20 protein-coding genes are annotated in these 17717 nt (G+C 58.1%); 13 read left to right on the forward strand and 7 right to left on the reverse strand.

From position 1 onward, the window contains the following. The first annotated feature begins 55 nt into the window (after positions 1–55). Positions 56–448, forward strand: coding sequence for a winged helix-turn-helix transcriptional regulator (locus AVCG78_RS12685; RefSeq protein WP_071203786.1), 393 nt, complete (start codon positions 56–58; stop codon positions 446–448). Positions 449–504: 56 nt separating this feature from the next. On the opposite strand, the gene AVCG78_RS12690 is transcribed toward AVCG78_RS12685, so the two are convergent. Both AVCG78_RS12690 and AVCG78_RS12695 read right to left on the reverse strand, forming a co-directional pair. Then, positions 505–786 carry a type II toxin-antitoxin system YafQ family toxin gene (locus AVCG78_RS12690; RefSeq protein ID WP_071203788.1) on the reverse strand — a complete coding sequence of 94 codons (282 nt, stop codon included), beginning with the start codon at positions 784–786 and terminating at the stop codon, positions 505–507. After that, positions 773–1033, reverse strand: a complete 261-nt coding sequence (locus AVCG78_RS12695) for a type II toxin-antitoxin system RelB/DinJ family antitoxin (RefSeq protein WP_015917133.1) — start codon at positions 1031–1033, stop codon at positions 773–775. Before AVCG78_RS12695 ends, AVCG78_RS12690 begins: the two co-directional genes overlap by 14 nt. A gap of 156 nt (positions 1034–1189) precedes the next feature. Here AVCG78_RS12695 and AVCG78_RS12700 point away from each other — a divergent pair, with 156 nt between their 5' ends. From AVCG78_RS12700 to AVCG78_RS12720, 5 genes are all read left to right on the forward strand, one after another. After that, the gene (locus AVCG78_RS12700) at positions 1190–1438 is read left to right on the forward strand and encodes a type II toxin-antitoxin system Phd/YefM family antitoxin (protein WP_015917134.1); all 249 of its coding nucleotides are present in this window, start codon (positions 1190–1192) and stop codon (positions 1436–1438) included. Further along, a complete protein-coding gene (locus AVCG78_RS12705; RefSeq protein WP_015917135.1) occupies positions 1428–1718 on the forward strand; it encodes a type II toxin-antitoxin system RelE family toxin in 291 nt (96 codons plus the stop codon). The genes AVCG78_RS12700 and AVCG78_RS12705 overlap by 11 nt, the downstream gene beginning before the upstream one ends. Positions 1719–2076: 358 nt before the next feature. Beyond that, positions 2077–2544: a hypothetical protein gene (locus tag AVCG78_RS12710; RefSeq protein WP_071203790.1), complete on the forward strand. Its 468-nt coding sequence runs from the start codon at positions 2077–2079 to the stop codon at positions 2542–2544. A gap of 117 nt (positions 2545–2661) precedes the next feature. Beyond that, positions 2662–2934 carry a BrnT family toxin gene (locus AVCG78_RS12715; protein ID WP_071203791.1) on the forward strand — a complete coding sequence of 91 codons (273 nt, stop codon included), beginning with the start codon at positions 2662–2664 and terminating at the stop codon, positions 2932–2934. After that, positions 2903–3181, forward strand: coding sequence for a helix-turn-helix domain-containing protein (locus AVCG78_RS12720; protein ID WP_071203793.1), 279 nt, complete (start codon positions 2903–2905; stop codon positions 3179–3181). Before AVCG78_RS12715 ends, AVCG78_RS12720 begins: the two co-directional genes overlap by 32 nt. Before the next feature lie 178 nt (positions 3182–3359). Here AVCG78_RS12720 and AVCG78_RS12725 read toward each other — a convergent pair whose 3' ends face one another. After that, complete coding sequence (locus tag AVCG78_RS12725) at positions 3360–4466, reverse strand: TRAP transporter substrate-binding protein (protein WP_015917139.1); 1107 nt, start codon at positions 4464–4466, stop codon at positions 3360–3362. A 200-nt stretch (positions 4467–4666) separates the two neighbouring features. Here AVCG78_RS12725 and AVCG78_RS12730 point away from each other — a divergent pair, with 200 nt between their 5' ends. Further along, the gene (locus tag AVCG78_RS12730; protein WP_156582936.1) at positions 4667–5431 is read left to right on the forward strand and encodes a gamma-glutamyl-gamma-aminobutyrate hydrolase family protein; all 765 of its coding nucleotides are present in this window, start codon (positions 4667–4669) and stop codon (positions 5429–5431) included. A 2-nt stretch (positions 5432–5433) separates the two neighbouring features. Here AVCG78_RS12730 and AVCG78_RS12735 read toward each other — a convergent pair whose 3' ends face one another. The 3 genes from AVCG78_RS12735 to AVCG78_RS12745 all read right to left on the reverse strand — a co-directional run bounded on the left by AVCG78_RS12735 (position 5434) and on the right by AVCG78_RS12745 (position 8081). Then, positions 5434–6393, reverse strand: a complete 960-nt coding sequence (locus AVCG78_RS12735; protein ID WP_071203795.1) for a 2-hydroxyacid dehydrogenase — start codon at positions 6391–6393, stop codon at positions 5434–5436. Positions 6394–6405: 12 nt separating this feature from the next. Continuing rightward, positions 6406–7431, reverse strand: coding sequence for a LacI family DNA-binding transcriptional regulator (locus AVCG78_RS12740; protein ID WP_174089707.1), 1026 nt, complete (start codon positions 7429–7431; stop codon positions 6406–6408). Positions 7432–7538: 107 nt separating this feature from the next. Beyond that, positions 7539–8081 carry a MarR family winged helix-turn-helix transcriptional regulator gene (locus AVCG78_RS12745; RefSeq protein WP_015917143.1) on the reverse strand — a complete coding sequence of 181 codons (543 nt, stop codon included), beginning with the start codon at positions 8079–8081 and terminating at the stop codon, positions 7539–7541. A gap of 89 nt (positions 8082–8170) precedes the next feature. On the opposite strand from AVCG78_RS12745, the gene AVCG78_RS12750 reads away from it, so the two are divergent. The 4 genes from AVCG78_RS12750 to AVCG78_RS12765 all read left to right on the forward strand — a co-directional run bounded on the left by AVCG78_RS12750 (position 8171) and on the right by AVCG78_RS12765 (position 13228). Beyond that, positions 8171–8992: a creatininase family protein gene (locus AVCG78_RS12750; protein ID WP_015917144.1), complete on the forward strand. Its 822-nt coding sequence runs from the start codon at positions 8171–8173 to the stop codon at positions 8990–8992. Positions 8993–9040: 48 nt separating this feature from the next. Further along, complete coding sequence (locus tag AVCG78_RS12755; protein ID WP_071203797.1) at positions 9041–10132, forward strand: CobW family GTP-binding protein; 1092 nt, start codon at positions 9041–9043, stop codon at positions 10130–10132. A gap of 55 nt (positions 10133–10187) precedes the next feature. Next, complete coding sequence (locus tag AVCG78_RS12760; RefSeq protein ID WP_015917146.1) at positions 10188–11174, forward strand: WD40 repeat domain-containing protein; 987 nt, start codon at positions 10188–10190, stop codon at positions 11172–11174. Between the two features lie 248 nt (positions 11175–11422). Then, positions 11423–13228, forward strand: a complete 1806-nt coding sequence (locus AVCG78_RS12765; protein WP_071203799.1) for a methyl-accepting chemotaxis protein — start codon at positions 11423–11425, stop codon at positions 13226–13228. A 125-nt stretch (positions 13229–13353) separates the two neighbouring features. Here AVCG78_RS12765 and AVCG78_RS12770 read toward each other — a convergent pair whose 3' ends face one another. Beyond that, complete coding sequence (locus AVCG78_RS12770; protein WP_015917148.1) at positions 13354–14055, reverse strand: OmpW/AlkL family protein; 702 nt, start codon at positions 14053–14055, stop codon at positions 13354–13356. A gap of 468 nt (positions 14056–14523) precedes the next feature. Between AVCG78_RS12770 and AVCG78_RS12775 the strand changes: the two genes are divergently transcribed. Together AVCG78_RS12775 and AVCG78_RS12780 are read left to right on the forward strand one after the other, a co-directional pair. Then, positions 14524–16104: an alkaline phosphatase family protein gene (locus AVCG78_RS12775; protein WP_234665063.1), complete on the forward strand. Its 1581-nt coding sequence runs from the start codon at positions 14524–14526 to the stop codon at positions 16102–16104. 25 nt (positions 16105–16129) lie between these two features. Beyond that, positions 16130–17494, forward strand: a complete 1365-nt coding sequence (locus AVCG78_RS12780; RefSeq protein ID WP_071203804.1) for a cytochrome-c peroxidase — start codon at positions 16130–16132, stop codon at positions 17492–17494. Positions 17495–17717: the final 223 nt, after the last annotated feature.

The following is a 17717-nucleotide window of genomic DNA, read 5'->3' on the forward strand; positions in this document are numbered from 1 at the left end:
TGCCTTTAAAAAAGACGGCACCATTTACGGGCCTAGACACCAGAAGGTAACCACCATGCACCCAGGAACGCCCGAAACCGAATGGCGCGAAGATTGCGCGCCGCGCCGAGTACTCGAACTGTTTTCCACCAAATGGACCAGCATGGTGCTGCACACCCTGCATGCCCGCCATGGCGGCGAGGCGCGCACCGGCGTGCTGCTGCGCAGCCTGCCCGGTATTTCCAAGAAAATGCTGACCCAGACCCTGCGCGACATGGAAGCCAGCGGCCTGATCTCCCGCCACGTCCAGGCCACCATTCCACCCGCCGTCGAATACCGGCTGACCCCGCTCGGCAGCCGGTTTATCGAGCCGGTCGAAATGCTCTACGCCTGGGGGAGAGACAATGCCGACGCGCTGGATGCACTGCGGCCAAGGCCGGGGTCACGGCGGGAGGGTTTGGAGGGGTAAGGTGGAACCGGGTCGCGGCAGCGGCTTAGGACGCCTTTCTATTCACATCGAAAGCATCACAGACCCAATTCGGAATGCGACCCAAGTCGAACAAGCTGGAGAAGTTCAGCATCCGGCTTACGATAAATCAGCACCAGATCGGGCTTCACGTGGCAATCACGGTGATCTTTCCACTCACCGGTTAGGGCGTGATCACGGTACCTGGCTTCCAGAACCTCATCCTGAGCCAAAGCGGCGATAACAGGCAGCAACTCGTCTTCGAGAATTGTGCGATAGCGCCCCTTGGACTCTCGCTTCAAATCACGCTTAAATTGCCCGGTTTGCTCAATTTTTCGCACGGATCGCCGCTTTGAGATCATCGAGCGTCACAGTCTCCACCTTGCCCGCGCGAGCCTCTCGCATGGCGGCAATCGTGGTTTCGTTGGGGATCAACGGTTCGAACGGCAGCGCCTTTTCCTGCGCAACCTTGGTCAGCAACAGCCGCACCGCATCGGACACCGTCAGCCCCATGGCCGCGAGAACGGCCGTTGCTTCTGCTTTGATCTCACCGTCAATACGGGCTTGAACCAGTTGATTTGCGGCCATCGGTCATACTCCTTGTATGAATGACAATGTAATTCAACATTTCTGAAATGCAAGCGTTTCATGGTGAGGCAACGACAAAGCGAGTGGCGAAGCCTCTTGAACAGTCCTTTAAAGAGTGCGAATAATAGGTCTCCAAATATTCCAGAGAACAACACCATGACCCACATTGTCCTTGCCGAAGTGACAGCCAGCGTGTCTGAGCTGAAAAAGAACCCGATGGGGACAGTCGCCGCAGGTGATGGGGCGGCGGTGGCTATTCTCAATCGTAACGAACCTGCTTTCTATTGCGTTCCGGCGTCAGCCTATGAAGCCATGATCGAACGGCTGGACGATCTCGAACTCAATGCCATTGCTGATGCGCGGGCGAATGATCGCGTCGTGAAGGTTACGCTGGATGAGCTATGAGCTGGCATTTGTCGATGCCGCGCTGAAAGAATGGCGAAAGCTCGATCATAGCGTCAGAGAACAGTTCAAGAAAAAACTCGCCGAACGTTGTATCAATCCGCGCGTACCCTCCGCACAACTCTCTGGCGCCAAGGATCGTTACAAGATCAAGCTGCGCGGTGCTGGCTATCGGCTGGTTTATGAAGTGCGCGACAAAGACATCATCATTGTCGTTGTCGCGGTTGGCAGGCGGGATCGTTCCGGCGTCTATAAGGCCGCCGCTGATCGAAATCTGTCGTAGCTTATAGAAACCGCTCCCCCAAAATTCCCCCTTCCCCTCCCCACCCGTTATGCGCTAAACCATCCCCAGGATCGGTTGTAACGAACCGATCCCGGAGCGTCGAACCTCCGCAATAGACGGCCCGTGTCGGTCGTTAAAAGACACCCCTCAGCCATAGGTTTGTGGCTGAGGCGGTGGACCATGCCTATATGGTCCCCACACCACCATTCTGTGGCGTCGGGGAGGCCTTGGCGTATGTCCAGAGCTTCGGCTTAAAGGCCAAGGCGGTCGTTTCTATTGCGACTTTCGACCTCCCCGATCACCAGAGGGCAAAATCCTCCGGTGGTCGCTTGGCTCACAAGTGCGGGAGGAATGGACAATGGCCGATTACAATGTCTGGGCCGATCTTTTCAGGACATGGCAGTCCACATCCGATTGGATCAAGGCGGTCGCAATCGTCACGCCACCGGCGTTTGCGATGGGGGCGCTGGCTTTGCTGCTGCGCTATCGGCTGGCGGCGTACCAGGACCTGCCCCGCAGCTACAATCTGCTGGAGCCGCCTCAGCACTCAGCGCAACCGCCCGAGATGATCGACACCACAGCTATCGATGCCGCCACCGATCTTCAAAACCGATTGGAGGAAGCCCGCCGCACGCTGATGCAACAGGGCCGATCCCTGGCGGGAAAAGCGGAGCATAAAAACTCCGAAACCCGGCAGCAGATTGAACAAATCATCCTTGAAGAATACCACCGCAAGTCCGATCCAGCGGATGCGCTTGCCCGCGTTCGGCAATTCGTGATCGATCAGCGAAGGTCGCAGGATCATCGTTCCGAAGCGGAGGATTGAAGCCATACGGTCGATGTAAAGTATCAACGGGTGATTTATGCGCTTTACAAGCCATACAGCGCGGTAACATCAATTTCCTTTTGCAATAGTACGGAATTTCCGTATAATCTTTGAGCCATGAATACGCCATTCGATCCCGAAAAAGACGCGCTAAACCGGGAGAAGCACAAGCTGCCGCTGTCCTTCGGTAGCACGATTTTCGAAGACGATAATCATCTGATCCTGCCCTCCATCCGTCCCGAAGACGGAGAAGAACGCTTCAAGGTGATAGGAATGGCCAGCGGCAAATTGTTTACTGGCGTCTTTACGTGGCGAGATGATGAGGCGCGGTTTATATCGGTGAGAAGGAGCAACAAGGGTGAAGAACGAGCCTATCATTCTCCGTGCTGATGCAGCGGACCCAAACGATTTCGATGTGACACCGGAAGCGATGGATCGTGGTCAGCGCGCTCGGCTGATCCGCACCACCAGGACAAAACTTGGTCTGTCACAAGGCGAATTCGCAAACCGGTTTCATGTCCCGGTCGGGACGCTGCGCGATTGGGAACAGGCCCGTGCCACAGCTCCGGATTTTGCCATAGCCTATGTGCGCGTCATTGGCCAATATCCTGAAATGGTCGCAAAGGCCGTGGCATAGGCTCTCATTCCCTGAGCCTATGCCTGCATGCGAGCTTACAGTCTGTTCAAGAATTGCTGCTGGCCTGGCGAAAATGGTGATTTCGAGAACCGGAACGGAGCGTACTTAACGTACGTGAGTACCGGAAGCGCAGAAATTGCCATTTGCAGACGGCCAGCGGCGATTATTGGACGGATTGTTACAGCTTGCCGCCGCGCTGCTGAATCATCATGAACGTATCATAGGTATATTCCGCCAGCTGCATCCACAGATAGGCTTCCTTCTTGAAGGCGACCTGATCGTCGTAGACTTTCTTGAAATCCGGGTTCTTGGCGGAGATTTCGGCGTAGACTTCCATGGACGCTTTGAAGCAGGCGTCGAGAATGTCCTGGCTGAAGGGTTTCAGCGTGGTGCCTTCCGAGACGATCTGCTTGATCGCAACAGGGTTTTTCAGGTCGTATTTCGCCATCATATTGGTATTGGCGAAGGCGCAGGCGTCCTGAAGCACGGTCTGGTAGGATTTCGGCAGCTCGTTCCATTTGGCGAGATTGACGAAGGCGTGGATGGCCGGGCCACCCTCCCAGAAGGCGGGGTAGTAGTAATATTTGGCCACCTTGTAGAAGCCGAGCTTGTGGTCGTCATAGGGGCCGATCCATTCGGCGGCGTCGATCGTGCCTTTTTCCAGTGCCGGATAGATATCGCCGCCAGCAATCTGCTGCGGCACGCCGCCCAGCTTTTCAATGACCTTGCCCGCCAGACCGGCAATGCGCATTTTCACGCCCTTGAGGTCATCGACGGTGTTGATTTCGCGGCGGAACCAGCCGCCCATCTGCGCGCCGGTATTGCCAGCTACCATGCCGTAAAGATTGTGCTTAGCATAGAACTCGTTGAGCAGCGTATTGCCATTGCCCTGATAGAACCAGGCATTGGTGAGCCGCGCATTCAGCCCAAAGGGAATGGCCGTTCCAATCGCAAATGTCGGGTCCTTGCCGACATAGTAATAGGAGCAGGTATGGCACATTTCCACCGTACCAGCGCCAACCGCGTCGGCGGCCTGCAGGCCCGGCACCACTTCGCCTGCCGCAAACACCTGGATGGTGAAATTGCCATCGGTTGCCGCCGCCACACGCGCCGCAATATCCTCAGCGCCGCCATAAATCGTGTCCAGCGATTTCGGGAAGGACGAGGTCAGTCGCCAACTGATTTTCGGTGCCTGCTGGGCAATGGCGGGTGCTGCCAATCCAACCGCTCCAAGCGAACCGACGCCTGCGACACCGGCCTTCTTCAAAAATCCACGACGATCCATAGAGTCCTCCCGTTCCACTGCTGATTCCCCTTACCATTCCCCTCCAGGAAGGCAATTCGAAGGTAATCATGTTGCCAGGGCGGTGGCAAGCGGGCAGTCTTATCAGTTTAGGCTAAAGTTGAAGACAGATGAGGCCTATCGTTGACTTGGACATCAAACGGCGCAAAACAGATGTTCAGAACGCTATTCCGGAGCCATCAATGACCAAGCCGCTTGTCGCCATTCCCGCCGATTTCCGTGCCATTGAAGGGTCCAATTGGCATTGCGTGCTAGACCAATATGTCAAGGCGACCCTGACCGTGGCCGGGGCCATGCCGGTTATCATTCCCGCTCTGGAAACCGGCGCGGATATCGAGGCGGTGCTTGACCGGGTGGATGGCGTGGTGATTTCCGGCTCGCCCAGCAATGTCCATCCCTCGCTCTATGGCCGCGAAGCCCGTGACAGCGACGGCCCCTTCGACCACGCCCGTGATGCGACCTCGCTGCCGCTGATCCGCCGCGCCATCGAGCGTGGAATTCCGCTGCTGGCCATCTGCCGGGGTATTCAGGAGCTGAACGTGGCGCTGGGCGGCACGCTGGCCTCGGAAATCCAGGACCAGCCCGGCACCTGGGATCACCGCAAGCCGCCGACCACCGACCGCGACCTCGCCTATTCCATCCGCCAGCCGGTGGAGGTGCGCGAAGGCTCCTGCATCGCCCGCTATCTCGGCACAGCAGGGACAATCCAGATCAACTCCCTGCACCGCCAGGCGATTTCCGATCTCGCCCCAAGGCTCCAGGCCGAAGCGCTGGCCGATGACGGCACAATCGAGGCCGTCTCTGTCATTGATGCCAAGGGTTTTGCTGTCGGCGTGCAGTGGCACCCGGAATATTGGGCGGAAACGGATGCCCCGTCCCGCGCCCTGTTTGAAGCATTCGGCGCGGCGGCCAGGGAGTATGCAGCAGTGAAATCCCTCGCCGCCTGAGGTTACTTCTTCACTGGTGTTTCCGGCACGGGTGTCTTGACCATACCGTTTTCAAACCAGCCGATCAGGTTATCCGCCACCAGATCGGCCATGGCATTGCGGGTCGGCACCGAGGCGGAGGCGACATGCGGCAACAGCGACACATTGGGCAGATCGAGGAATTCCGCCGGTACTTTCGGTTCTTCGTAGAACACGTCCATTCCGGCGGCGGCAATCGTGCCATCCTTCAAGGCTGAGATCAGCGCCGGTTCATCGACGCTCCAGCCACGGCCGACGCTGATGAACACGCCGTTCGGCCCCAGCGCCTTCAACACGTCGGCATTGATCGCCTTGTGGGTTTCCGGCGTTTTCGGCACAATGCAGATCAGCGTATCGACGGCTGCGGCCAGATCCGTCAGCGAGGCATGGTAATCGTAGGGAACGCCGGGCTTGGGGCTGCGGGTATGGTAGCTGATCTTCACCTTGAAGGGTTGTAACCGGCTGGCGATTTCACCACCGATCCGCCCCAATCCATAAAGCCCGACATGGCGGCCCCGCAGCGACAGCGGCGACAGTGTAAACGGTCCCTCGTTCTGCCAGCGCCCGGCCCGCAGATAGCTTTCCGCCTGATGGAACTGCCTGATCGTGTTGAGCAGCAGCGCAATCGTCGTATCGGCCACTTCATCATCCAGCACGTCAGGCGTGTTGGTAACGATAACATTTTTAGACGCAGCTTTTGCCACATCCACCCCGTCATAGCCGACGCCGAAATTGGCAATGATTTCCAGCTTCGGCAGGCTGTCGATCAAGGCGCCCGGCACAGCACCGGCAATGGCAATGCCCCGCACGCGGGCGGCGTCAGCATCGTTTAACGCAACCGGCTGGCCGGGCGGGGTCTGCACCAGTTCGAAACCAGGCTGCAAACGTTCCAACACGCGCGGATGAATTTTTCCGGGAATGAGAATTACGGGCTTATTGGTCATAGGATCAAATCTCTATTCGTCTCGATGTTTAACGGGGCCAGTCGATTGGCGGATACGCATTTCAGGCTTGATAAGGTGAATACCATCAGGCTCATGACTGCCCGCCAGCTTATCCAGAAGCGCGCGCGCCGCAAGCCTGCCCACTTCCGCCTGTCCGTTTGACACAGTGGTCAGTGCCGGCGTGGCAATAGAGGCTTCCTCCAGATCGTCGTAGCCGGTGACGGATATATCGCGGCCCGGCACCAGCCCGGCACGCGATATGCCATTCATCAACCCAATCGCGACCAGATCGTTCCAGCACACCGCCGCCGTCGGCTTTTGTGGCAGCGACAGAAAATTCACCGCCGCCTCGAAACCACCCTGTTTGGTGCGCGGTCCGGGAAGGCGCAGATTGGGATCGACGGCAATGCCCGCCTTGCGCAAGGCGTTGACATAGCCCTGATAGCGGTCGCGCCCCGTCGAGGTTTGATCGGTGCCGCCAACCATGGCGATGACGCGGTGGCCAAGGCCGATCAGGTGGTTGGTGGCCAGCGAAATGCCGTAGCTGTCATCGCCGCGATAGGTCGGAAGGGCCAGCCCGTCCATGGACCGGGCAATCAGGATGGCGGGCATGCCATTGTCTTCGGCCAGCATCACATCCTCCGGCGGTGAGCCGATGGCAGGCGACATGATCACCCCGTCACCGCCCAGTTGCAGCAGCGTCTCGATGAAGGTCCGCTGCTTTTCCACCGAATCGTAGTGGTTGGACAGAATGAACGTCTGGCGGCTGCGGTCCAGCTCGCTTTCAATGGCTTTCAGAATTTCGCCGTAAAACGGGTTCATGATGTCATGAACGACAACACCGATAATGCCGGAACGCGAGGTGCGCAGGCTGGCGGCGCGACGGTTATAGATATAGCCAAGCAGCCGGGCTTGGTCCTTGATCTTTTCGCGCGTATCTGCCGCCACCAGCGGACTGTCTCGCAAGGCCAGCGATACCGTGGCGGTAGACAGGCCGAGACTTTTGGCAATGGTCGATAACTTGATCTTTTGCGCCACGGCTCCCCCCTCTGCCGGACGTGAACAGGCCGGCTTCAACGCATTTAAACAGTTTAATTAAAACGTTGAACGCGCCATGGCAAGGGCAGATGCACGGGCTCCTTCGATCAGTCAGCCAGGGGTTCATCGACCAGGTCGGGCCGTTGTGCGTCGGCAGGCGCCAGTAGATTGGCATCGATGGCGGCAAGCAGTTTCATCAACACTTTCACCTGCTTGCTGCTAAAGCCACGGGTAGCATGGCGCTCCACCGCAACATTGGCATCGGCGATCTTTTCCACCGTAGCCCGCCCCATTTCTGTCAGGAACACTTTCGTCTGGCGGCCATCGGCATCCGAGCCGCGCCGTTCGACAAAGCCCTGCACCTCCATGCGCCCGATGGTGCGAGTCATGGTCGGCGCCTTGACGCCCAGGCGCTGCGCCAGAAGGCCGGGCGTCAACCCTTCCTCCTCAGCCAGCAGCAGCACCACGCCTTCCTGCCCGGAATAGAGCCCGCTGCCGGTCAAAAGCCGCGTCTGCACCGTGCGAAAACTGCGTGACGCCTGGGTGATTGCCATGCCCAACTCGCCACTCAAGCCAAGTTTCGCCTGTTTCACCTCGTCTTTGGACTTGCCGGATTTCTTCTTTTTCTCGGTCTTATCTTTTTTAGCCATGCTACCCCCGCAGTCGAAAGAAAGTGCTGTTGTCACAGGCGCTCATGTCACGCATATGATGCATAGACAAAAACAGGTCAGTAAACCAGATGTCCCATCCAGAACCGTATTTCCAGTGCAACGATCCGGCTCTTTCGCCCGCCGAAAGGGCCAACTGGATTGCCGTCCTGCCGCTCGGCGCCCATGAACAGCATGGCCCGCATCTGCCCTTTGAGACCGACACGATCATCGCGCAGGGGGTTGTGGACCGGCTGATCCTAGCACTGCCCGACACCCTGCCCGTCACCTTTCTGCCCGTCGAGCCGGTCGGCTATTCCGTCGAGCATATGGATGTATTCGGTACGCGCACGCTTACCTTTAACGAGGCCGTGGAGCGCTGGCTCGGCATCGCCGAAACCCTGAGCGGCCAAGGCATTCGTAAGCTGATGATGCTCAACGCCCATGGCGGCAATTCGCCCTTGATGACCGTGGTCGCCACCGAAGCGCGCATCCGTTTTTCGATGCTGGCCGTGGCAACCAGTTGGACCCGCTTCGGGCAGCCGGACGGCCTGATCCGGCCTGAAGACAAGGCCATCGACATTCATGGCGGCGATATCGAAACTTCGGTCATGCTGGCATTGCGTCCAGACTTGGTCGCTATGGACAAGGCTCAGAATTTCTCGTCACGGCAAAGCGAGTTTGCTGCCCGCTTCACCCATCTGCGCGCCTATGGCCCACATGCCTTCGGCTGGAAAATGGCGGACCTCAATCCGCTGGGCGTCGCCGGAAATGCCAGTGTGGCAACAGCGGAAAAGGGCGAAAACCTGCTTTCCCATGCCGTTCACGGACTTGTGGAGCTCCTGTGGGATATCCATGACTTTGATATCGAGAAAGCCTTTGAACTGCCACCCCACTCGTCCTATATGGGGTAATATAGTTACAGGGCGGCGCGATGCTGCCTTCCAATCATCGAGGTTCCCATGAGTGAAGCAGCCGTAAAACCCACACCCGTTACCGTGCTGACCGGCTATCTCGGCGCAGGCAAGACCACGCTTCTCAACCGGATTCTGTCGGAAAACCACGGCAAGAAATACGCTGTCATCGTCAATGAATTCGGTGAAATCGGCATCGACAATGATTTGATCGTCGAGTCGGACGAAGAAATCTATGAGATGAACAATGGCTGCGTCTGCTGCACGGTGCGCGGCGATCTGATCCGGGTCGTCGAAGGACTGATGCGCAGGCCTGACCGTTTCGACGGTATCATTGTCGAAACCACCGGTCTTGCCGATCCGGTGCCTGTCGCCCAGACCTTCTTCATGGATGACGATGTGCGCGCCAAGACCGAGCTGGATGCCGTCGTCGCCCTTGTGGATGCCAAGCACCTGCCGCTGCGCCTCAAAGACAGCCGCGAAGCCGAAGACCAGATCGCCTTTGCCGATGTCGTTGTTATCAACAAGGCGGATCTCGTTACTCATGAGGAATTGCACCGGATCGAGGATATCGTCCGCGCCATCAATCCCTCGGCCCGGATCTACACCACCACTCGCTCTGGCGTAGACCTGTCGAAAGTGCTGAACCAGGGCGCCTTCAACCTGGAACGGGCGCTGGAAAACGATCCGCACTTCCTGAGCCATGATGAAGACGACGATCATGTCTGCGGCCCTGATTGCGACCATGACCATGGACACGATCATCATCATCACGACCATGGGCATGATCATGACCATGGACATCACCACCATGACCACGGTCCCTCGCCTATTCATGATGTGACCGTCACCTCGATATCGCTGCGCGGTGGCGAAATGAACCCGGACCGCTTCTTCCCCTGGATTCAGAAGGTCACCCAGACCGACGGCCCGAACATCCTGCGCCTGAAGGGCATTATCGCCTTCAAGGGCGATGCCGAGCGCTATGTGGTGCAGGGTGTTCATATGATTATCGAGGGCGACCACCAGCGGCCATGGAAAGATGGCGAAAAGCATGAAAGCCGCCTGGTGTTCATTGGCCGGGAACTGGACCGTGAAAAGCTGGAAAACAGCTTCAAGGCCTGCGAGGCTGCGGCATGAAGCTTATCCCTTCCCTGCTGCCGACCCCTGACAACCATACCGGAAAGACTGCCTGATGCCGACTGTTGCCCCGCTCGATCTGGAAGGCCACGTACTGACCGCGGCCTTCCTTGGAGACATTCCGGTTTTCGTCACAGCGGCTGGCGCTGTTCACCGTCTGGATGGCGGCGAGCAGGTCACCGAAACCGGGTCGGGCCTGCTGACCGCCATCAAGGACGACCATAACCAGACGCTTTTGACCGGCGGCGAGGATGGCAAGGTGCTGCGCATCGCTCATGATGGCACGGTCACGGAACTGGCGCACGCACCCCGCAAGTGGATTTCCGTTGTCGCAGCCGGGCCGCAAGGCGCGGTTGCCTATGGTTATGGCAAATCCGCCTTCGTGCGGCTGGCAAGCGGCGCGATACATCCCTATGAAGAGGAACGCACGGTCGAGGGTCTCGCCTTTGCGCCCAAGGGTTTGCGCATCGCCATTTCCCGCTACAATGGCGTGACGTTGCGCTTTGCAGCAGCCGAGGGCAAGCCAGTCGATCTGGAATGGAAGGGCGCCCATACTGGCGTCAGTTTTTCGCCTGACAACCGTTTCGTCGTCACCACCATGCAGGAAAATGCCCTGCATGGCTGGAAGCTGGATGGTGCTGGCAGTGATACCCGCCATATGCGCATGACCGGCTATCCCGCCAAGGTCAAGTCGATCTCCTGGTCGGCCAAGGGCAAGTGGCTCGCCTCATCCGGCGCGCCCGCTGCGATCGTCTGGCCCTTTGCCTCCAAGGACGGCCCGATGGGCAAGGCCCCGCAAGAGCTGGGCACACGCGCCAATATCATGGTCACCCAGGTCGCCTTCCATCCCGCAGAAGAGGTGCTGGCCATTGGCTATATCGACGGCATGGTACTGGCGGTGCGCCTGGCCGACGGCAAGGAGGCGCTGCTGCGCCGCCCGGGCAAGGGTGCGATCACCAGCCTGGGCTGGAGCGCCAGCGGCAAGCTGCTGGCCTTCGGATCTGAAGCTGGGGATTGCGGCGTGATAGATATCTCCGGCTGATCTCAAGTAAAAAACAACCATGACAAGAAAACCAGGGCTAATACCCTGGTTTTTTATTATTTAAATCAACTAGATTCAAATTTTAAGGAAAACATAACCAACCAGAAACTAAAAGAAATATGCTTTTTAAAGCGCTCTTGAAAAATAAGCGATGTGTTCAATTTTAGACCATACCCTGGCCACATCACCTCGACGCTTTCGTCCGCGTGATCTGCTCCTCCCGACATCACTTTCTGCGGACCACAACTATGAAGCTCAGCATATCCTCCACGGTGATCATTTCCGGCGTGATCCTTGCCGTCGGAGTCGTCATCACACTCGCGACAGCCATGCAGACCCTCCAGCGGCTGAAGGTCAACGGACCGATCTATCAGCAGATCGTCGACAGCAAGGACCTGATCGCCGATATCCTGCCGCCGCCGCTGTATCTGGTCGAGGCTTATTCCCTGATCAATGAATCAGCGCTTCAGCCGGATATGGCCGCTATCAATATCGACCGCCTGAAACTGCTGAAAAGCCAGTATCAGGAACGCCGGGACTATTGGAAAGGCACAACCCTGCCTGATGCTCTGCGCAGCAAATTGCAGCAGGACGTTCTGGTCAAGGGCGATGCATTCTGGGCGCAGATGGATCAGTCCGTCGTTCCAGCCCTAAGCGGTGCTGATCCGACCGTGCTGAAAGCCGCACTCAATGAATTGAAGGAACGGTTTCACACCCACGAAGCCGCCGTTAATCAGTTGGTCGACATGGGGAATACCTATGGTAAGCTGCGGGAAACCGAAGCCGCTACGGAGACCGCATCGCGCGAAACCGTCAGCTATGCGCTGGGAAGCGCGCTGATCCTCCTCAGCCTCGCCTCGATTGTCATCGTTCAACGCCGCGCCCTGTCGCCGCTGCGCCATATGACCACTGCGATGACCGCCATGGCCCATGGCGATCTCGATACGCCTCCTCCCTACGGCGACCGCACCGATGAAATCGGCGAAATCGCCCATGCGCTGTCGATCTTTCGCGATGCCGGCCTGGAAAAGCGCCGCCTGGAGCAGGAGGCGGATGCCAGCCGCGCCAGCACGGAAGAGCAGCGCCGGCAGCGTGAGGCCGAGCGGGCCGCCGAGGCGCAAGCCCTGCGCCGCGTGGTCGAAGAACTTGGCGACGGTCTGCACCGGTTGGCCGAGTGTAACATGCGCACCACGCTCGACACGCCGTTCGATGCCCGTTTCGACACTCTTCGCAGCGATTTCAACGACTCCATCCTGACGCTTCAGACCACTCTAAAGCAGGTTCTCGATGAGACCGGCTCTCTGCAAACCAATAGCCGCGAGATGCGGGACGCCGCTGACAGCCTGGCCAAGCGCACCGAGCAACAGGCCGCCGCCCTTGAAGAAACCGCAGCAGCGCTCGAAGAGGTTGCCTTGACCGTGAAGGCCTCCACCACAAGAACCCGCGAAACCCGCAGCCTGGTGAGAGATGCGCGTGACTGTACCAATTCCTCCAATGACGTGGTCAACAATGCCATTATCGCCATGCAGCGGATTGAAAGTGTCTCCGGTGAGATCGGCACGATCATCGGCGTGATCGATGAGATCGCCTTCCAGACCAACCTTCTGGCGCTGAATGCCGGTGTGGAAGCGGCCCGTGCCGGGGAAGCTGGCAAGGGTTTTGCCGTGGTTGCCCAGGAAGTGCGTGAACTTGCCCAGCGCTCGGCAGGTGCCGCCAAGCAGATCAAAACGCTGGTGGATCGTTCCAGCACGGAAGTGGCAAGCGGCGTGAAATTGGTAGGAACCGCTGGCGATGCCCTGACTCAGATCGGCGGCTTTGTCACCAAAATCGATGATAATATCGATGCCATCACCAAGGCCGCAGAAGAACAGGCTATCGGCCTTCAGCAGATCAGCAGTTCGGTCAACAGTCTCGACCAGATGACCCAGCAGAATGCTGCCATGGTCGAAGAAACCAATGCCATCAGCCAGACGCTGGCCGACGGCGCCATCTCGCTGGCAACCCTGGTCAACCGCTTCCAGCTGCCAGCAACCCCCATGGCCCGGGCGGCGTGAGACGAACGGCGATCGAAAGATCGTCTTTCCTGTAAGCTAGTCTTCGGCCTTTACCCAAATCAAGCGCTCAGAAACAAAAATGGCGGCCACTTTAGCCGCCATTTTCCTATGTATCTCGATGAGGTTTAGAAGCGGTAGGTGACACCGGCGCCGATCAGCCATGGATCGAGCTTGGCAGTGCCCTTGACCTTGGAGCCACCAACGGTCGCTTCGAAATCCGGGCGCAGGTAATATTTCTTGACGTCGAAGTTGACGCCCCACTTGTCGTTGATCATGTAGTCGAAACCGACCTGCACGGCAGCACCGAAGGTATTCTTGACATCGAGCTTGGTGGCGGAACCGGTCGCCGACTGATTGTAGAACATTGTATAATTGACGCCCGCGCCAACATAGGGCTGGAACTTGCCGAAGTCCGTGAAGTGATATTGCAGCGTTACCGTTGGCGGCAGGATCCAGACCTTGCCGAGCTTGCCCAGGCTACCGATCGAGCCCCCGGCATTGACGTTCGCTGACGTCGTGCCGAGAATGAGTTCGGCAGCGATGTTGCGATTGAAGAAATAGCTGAAATCGACTTCCGGCGTGACGCTGTTGCTGTAGGACAGATCGGAACCACCAATGCCATCCACCGAGCCGCCATCATTGGGTACCACGGCCAGCGCACGGGCGCGGACCTGCCAGGGGCTGTAGGGCGTCAGCAGCGATTCGGCTTGCGGAGCGCTTGCCGCCGGTGTCAGATCCGCCGCAGAGGCCAGAGGCGTCGCCAAAGACAGCGATGCGAAAGCAAGGGGCGCAAGCGCTATCAAGCCAAGGGTGCGGTTCGTTGACATGTCATCTCTCCTTTATCGATTGATCAGCAGGTCCCCCTGCCGCATTGCAACCGATTATCGGTGACCGGACACCACCGTCCTTGAGACAAATCAAGAAAAGACAACCTTACGACAGGCCGCCAGTATTCAAGGATGAAGTGTGGCTTCCATGCATCATCTTTTTGATTCTTATCAATTTTTCTTCGAACAAGACCATCCTCCGACCAGACCTCAAAGAGGTGGCCCACATGCTCGCGTCAAACGGCAAAGGAAGGGTTATTTTTCATCGCCGCTACCTATCACCCACTTGTGAGTACCCGGGCGGCGATTGGAGCGAGACAAGTCCTCTTCCGTCACGGAACTGTTAAAAACGCTTCCTATCGTCTTGCCACTCCGCCGATGTCAGCTTCCCCACCGCGGATCCTCGTAAAGGATATGGTCATGCCTCTTCATCCTCGGCAGCGAAACATGTGTGCCGGTTCAATTCTCATGTCTGCGTCTCTCTGTCTCATCCCCACCGCCCCGGCGGCGGCTGAGGTCAATACGGCAACGCCAATCAAGCATCTGGTGGTGATCTTCCAGGAAAACGTCGCCTTCGACCATTATTTCGCGACCTATCCGAAAGCTGCCAATGTCGAGGGTGAGCCCGCCTTTACTGCCGCGCCGCAGACGCCTGCCGATATCGATACGCTGGCCCATGCCGGACTGCTGGAGACCAATCCGAACAAGACCAATCCGGGCAATGGCCCCGATGCCACTGCCCCATTCCGTCTCGACCGCACCCAGGCAGCCACCAATTCGCAGAACCATGGCTATACCGCCGAACAGGCTGCCTATGACAATTTCGCCATGGACCTGTTTCCCGCCAATACCGGGCGCGGCACCAAGGGTGCTGCCGGTGCCTTTGGCACCAAAGGCCAGGTCATGGGCTATTATGACGGCAATACCGTTACGGCGCTGTGGAATTACGCCCAGAATTTTGCCCTGAACGACCGGTCTTTCTCCACCAATTTCGGCCCCTCCACCCCCGGCGCCATCAACCTCGTCTCCGGCCAGACCAATGGCTTGACCCTGCCACCCGGTTACACGCTGGAAAAGGATGGCACCTATGCCAAGGGCGAAGTCGTGCCTGATGGCAATGGCGGCTGGACGATGATTTCCGATCTCGACCCCACCGGCGATGTTTGCTCGAAAGGTCAGACGGCCCTGATGACCGGCCGCAATATCGGCGACCTCCTGAACGACAAGGGCCTGACCTGGGGCTTTTTCGAGGGCGGTTTCGATCTGACGCTCAACAATCCCAATGGCACGACCGGTTGCAAGCGCACGACGACATCGGCAATCACCAAGGTCGATGAGGTGGATTATATTCCCCATCACCAACCCTTCCAATATTATCCCTCGACCGCCAATCCCCAGCATATCCGCCCGAGTTCGGTCGCCGCCATCGGCACCAGCCAGGACGGCGGCGCCAACCACCAGTATGACATCAATGATTTCTACGCAGTGCTGAGCAACGGTACTCTGCCCGCCGTCAGCTTCCTGAAGGCACCCGCCTATCAGGACGGCCATGCTGGCTATTCCGATCCGCTTGATGAGCAGGAGTTCGTCGCCAATGTCGTCAACAAACTCCAGCAATCGCCGGAGTGGAAGGACACCGCCGTGGTGCTGCTTTATGACGATTCCGACGGCTGGTATGACCACGCCCATAACGTCGTCAATCCGTCCAGTATTCCGGTCAAAGGCTATGATGTGCTTGATGGTGCGGCCTGCGGCACCGGAACGCCCTTACCCGGCGTCAATGGCCAGCCCGTCCAGGGCCGTTGCGGCTATGGTACCCGTCAGCCATTGCTGGTGATCTCGCCTTATGCCAAGCAAAACTATGTCGACCATACCCTGACCGACCAGACCTCGGTCATGCGGTTTATCGAGGATAACTGGATGGCTGGGCAAAGGCTGGGCGGTGGCTCCTTCGATGCCATTGCAGGCTCCCTGAACGGCATGTTCGATTGGTCCCATGCTCGCAGCGATACGCTGATCCTCGATCCGAAGACTGGCCTGAAAAGCTAAGCGGAGACACCGAGAGCGGTTGTTCATGGCAGTGTTTAACGAAAAATCCCGCCTGCCGCTGCTGGCGCTGGCCCTTCTGAGCCTTGCCTTCGCGGGCTTAGGCTGGGCGGCCCAGACATTGGCGGAAACCCCGACACAGGCCGAAACCGGCGCACCCGCCCAGCTCAGTGCCGTGGCACAATTGGGCAAGGCGCTGTTTTTCGACCAGAGCCTGTCTGGTAGCGGCAGGATGTCCTGCGCTAGCTGCCATGATCCCGCCCATCATTACGCCCCAGCCAACACACAGGCGGTACAGAGGGGTGGACCCGATCTCAACCTGCCGGGTATCCGCCCCGTGCCAAGCCTTGCCTACAAGATCGCCACGCCTGCCTTCTCTGTGGGCGTGGAAAATGCCGCCGAGGAGGCACAGGAAGCCTCGCCGATGGCAGAAGCTTCCGGTACGGCGCTTGCCGCGCAAACCACCTCAGTGGCCGGGCCGGTCGCTGGCCAACCTCTCGTCAAAGCCGTGGCCGCCGCCGACAATGCCGTCCCACAGGGCGGCATGTTCTGGGATGGGCGCGCCGATAGTCTTGAAGACCAGGCACTGGGGCCGCTTTTATCGCCCTTTGAAATGGCCAATAGCGATGCGCAGGCGCTCTATGACAAAATTAAAGCCGGATATGGCGCGCAACTGACGGCCTTGTTCGGCAAACAGGTTGCGGAGGACCAATCCATGGCCTTGTCGGAAATCGGTTTTGCATTGGCCCGCTATCAGGTGGAAGACCCGTCCTTCCATTCTTATTCCAGCAAATACGATGCCTATCTGCGCAGACAGACGCAACTTACTGCGGCTGAACAGCGTGGGCTCGCCTTGTTCGACGATCCGAAAAAAGGCAATTGCGCCTCCTGCCACCTGGACAAAATGGGCGGCGACGGACAGATGCCGGCATTTACCGATTACGAATTCGAGGCGCTCGGCGTGCCGCGCAATCATGATATTCCCGCCAATTCCGACAGGCTCTATTTCGATCTCGGCATTTGCGGCCCGATGCGCCATGACGAATTTTCCGCCCAGCCGCAAAATTGCGGTCTGTTCAAGACCCCAACCCTGCGCAATGTCGCCGAGCGCGGCGTCTATTTCCACAATGGCGTTTACAAGACGCTGGAGGAAGCCACTCGTTTTTACGTGGCCCGTGACACCGATCCTGCCAGCATTTATCCAAAAAATCCGGATGGCAGCATCGACAAGTTCAACGACATGCCAGGAGCCTATCGCGGCAATATCGATGTGATCGATGCGCCCATGGACAGAAAGCCCGGCCAACCGCCCGCATTGAACGAGACGGAAATCAGGGATCTCGTGGCTTTTTTGAAAACACTGACCGATGGGTGGGGTGCGCAGCAACGCTAGGCCGCCGCTCTGCATTGCTGCGCACCATCCTCGATCTCACAGTCTATCCAATAATCGCCGCTGGCCGGCTGCAAATGGCAATTTCTGTGCTTGCCTTATGCATTCGCATTTTCGAACGAAAAACCGCTTCGCACTTTTTCTGAAATGCTTGTACTCACGTACATTAAGTACGCTCCGCTCCGGTTCTCGAAATAACCATTTTCGCCACGCCAGCAGCAATTCT

The organism is Gillisella vitis, from assembly GCF_021559775.1.
Taxonomy (GTDB): domain Bacteria; phylum Pseudomonadota; class Alphaproteobacteria; order Rhizobiales; family Rhizobiaceae; genus Allorhizobium; species Allorhizobium ampelinum.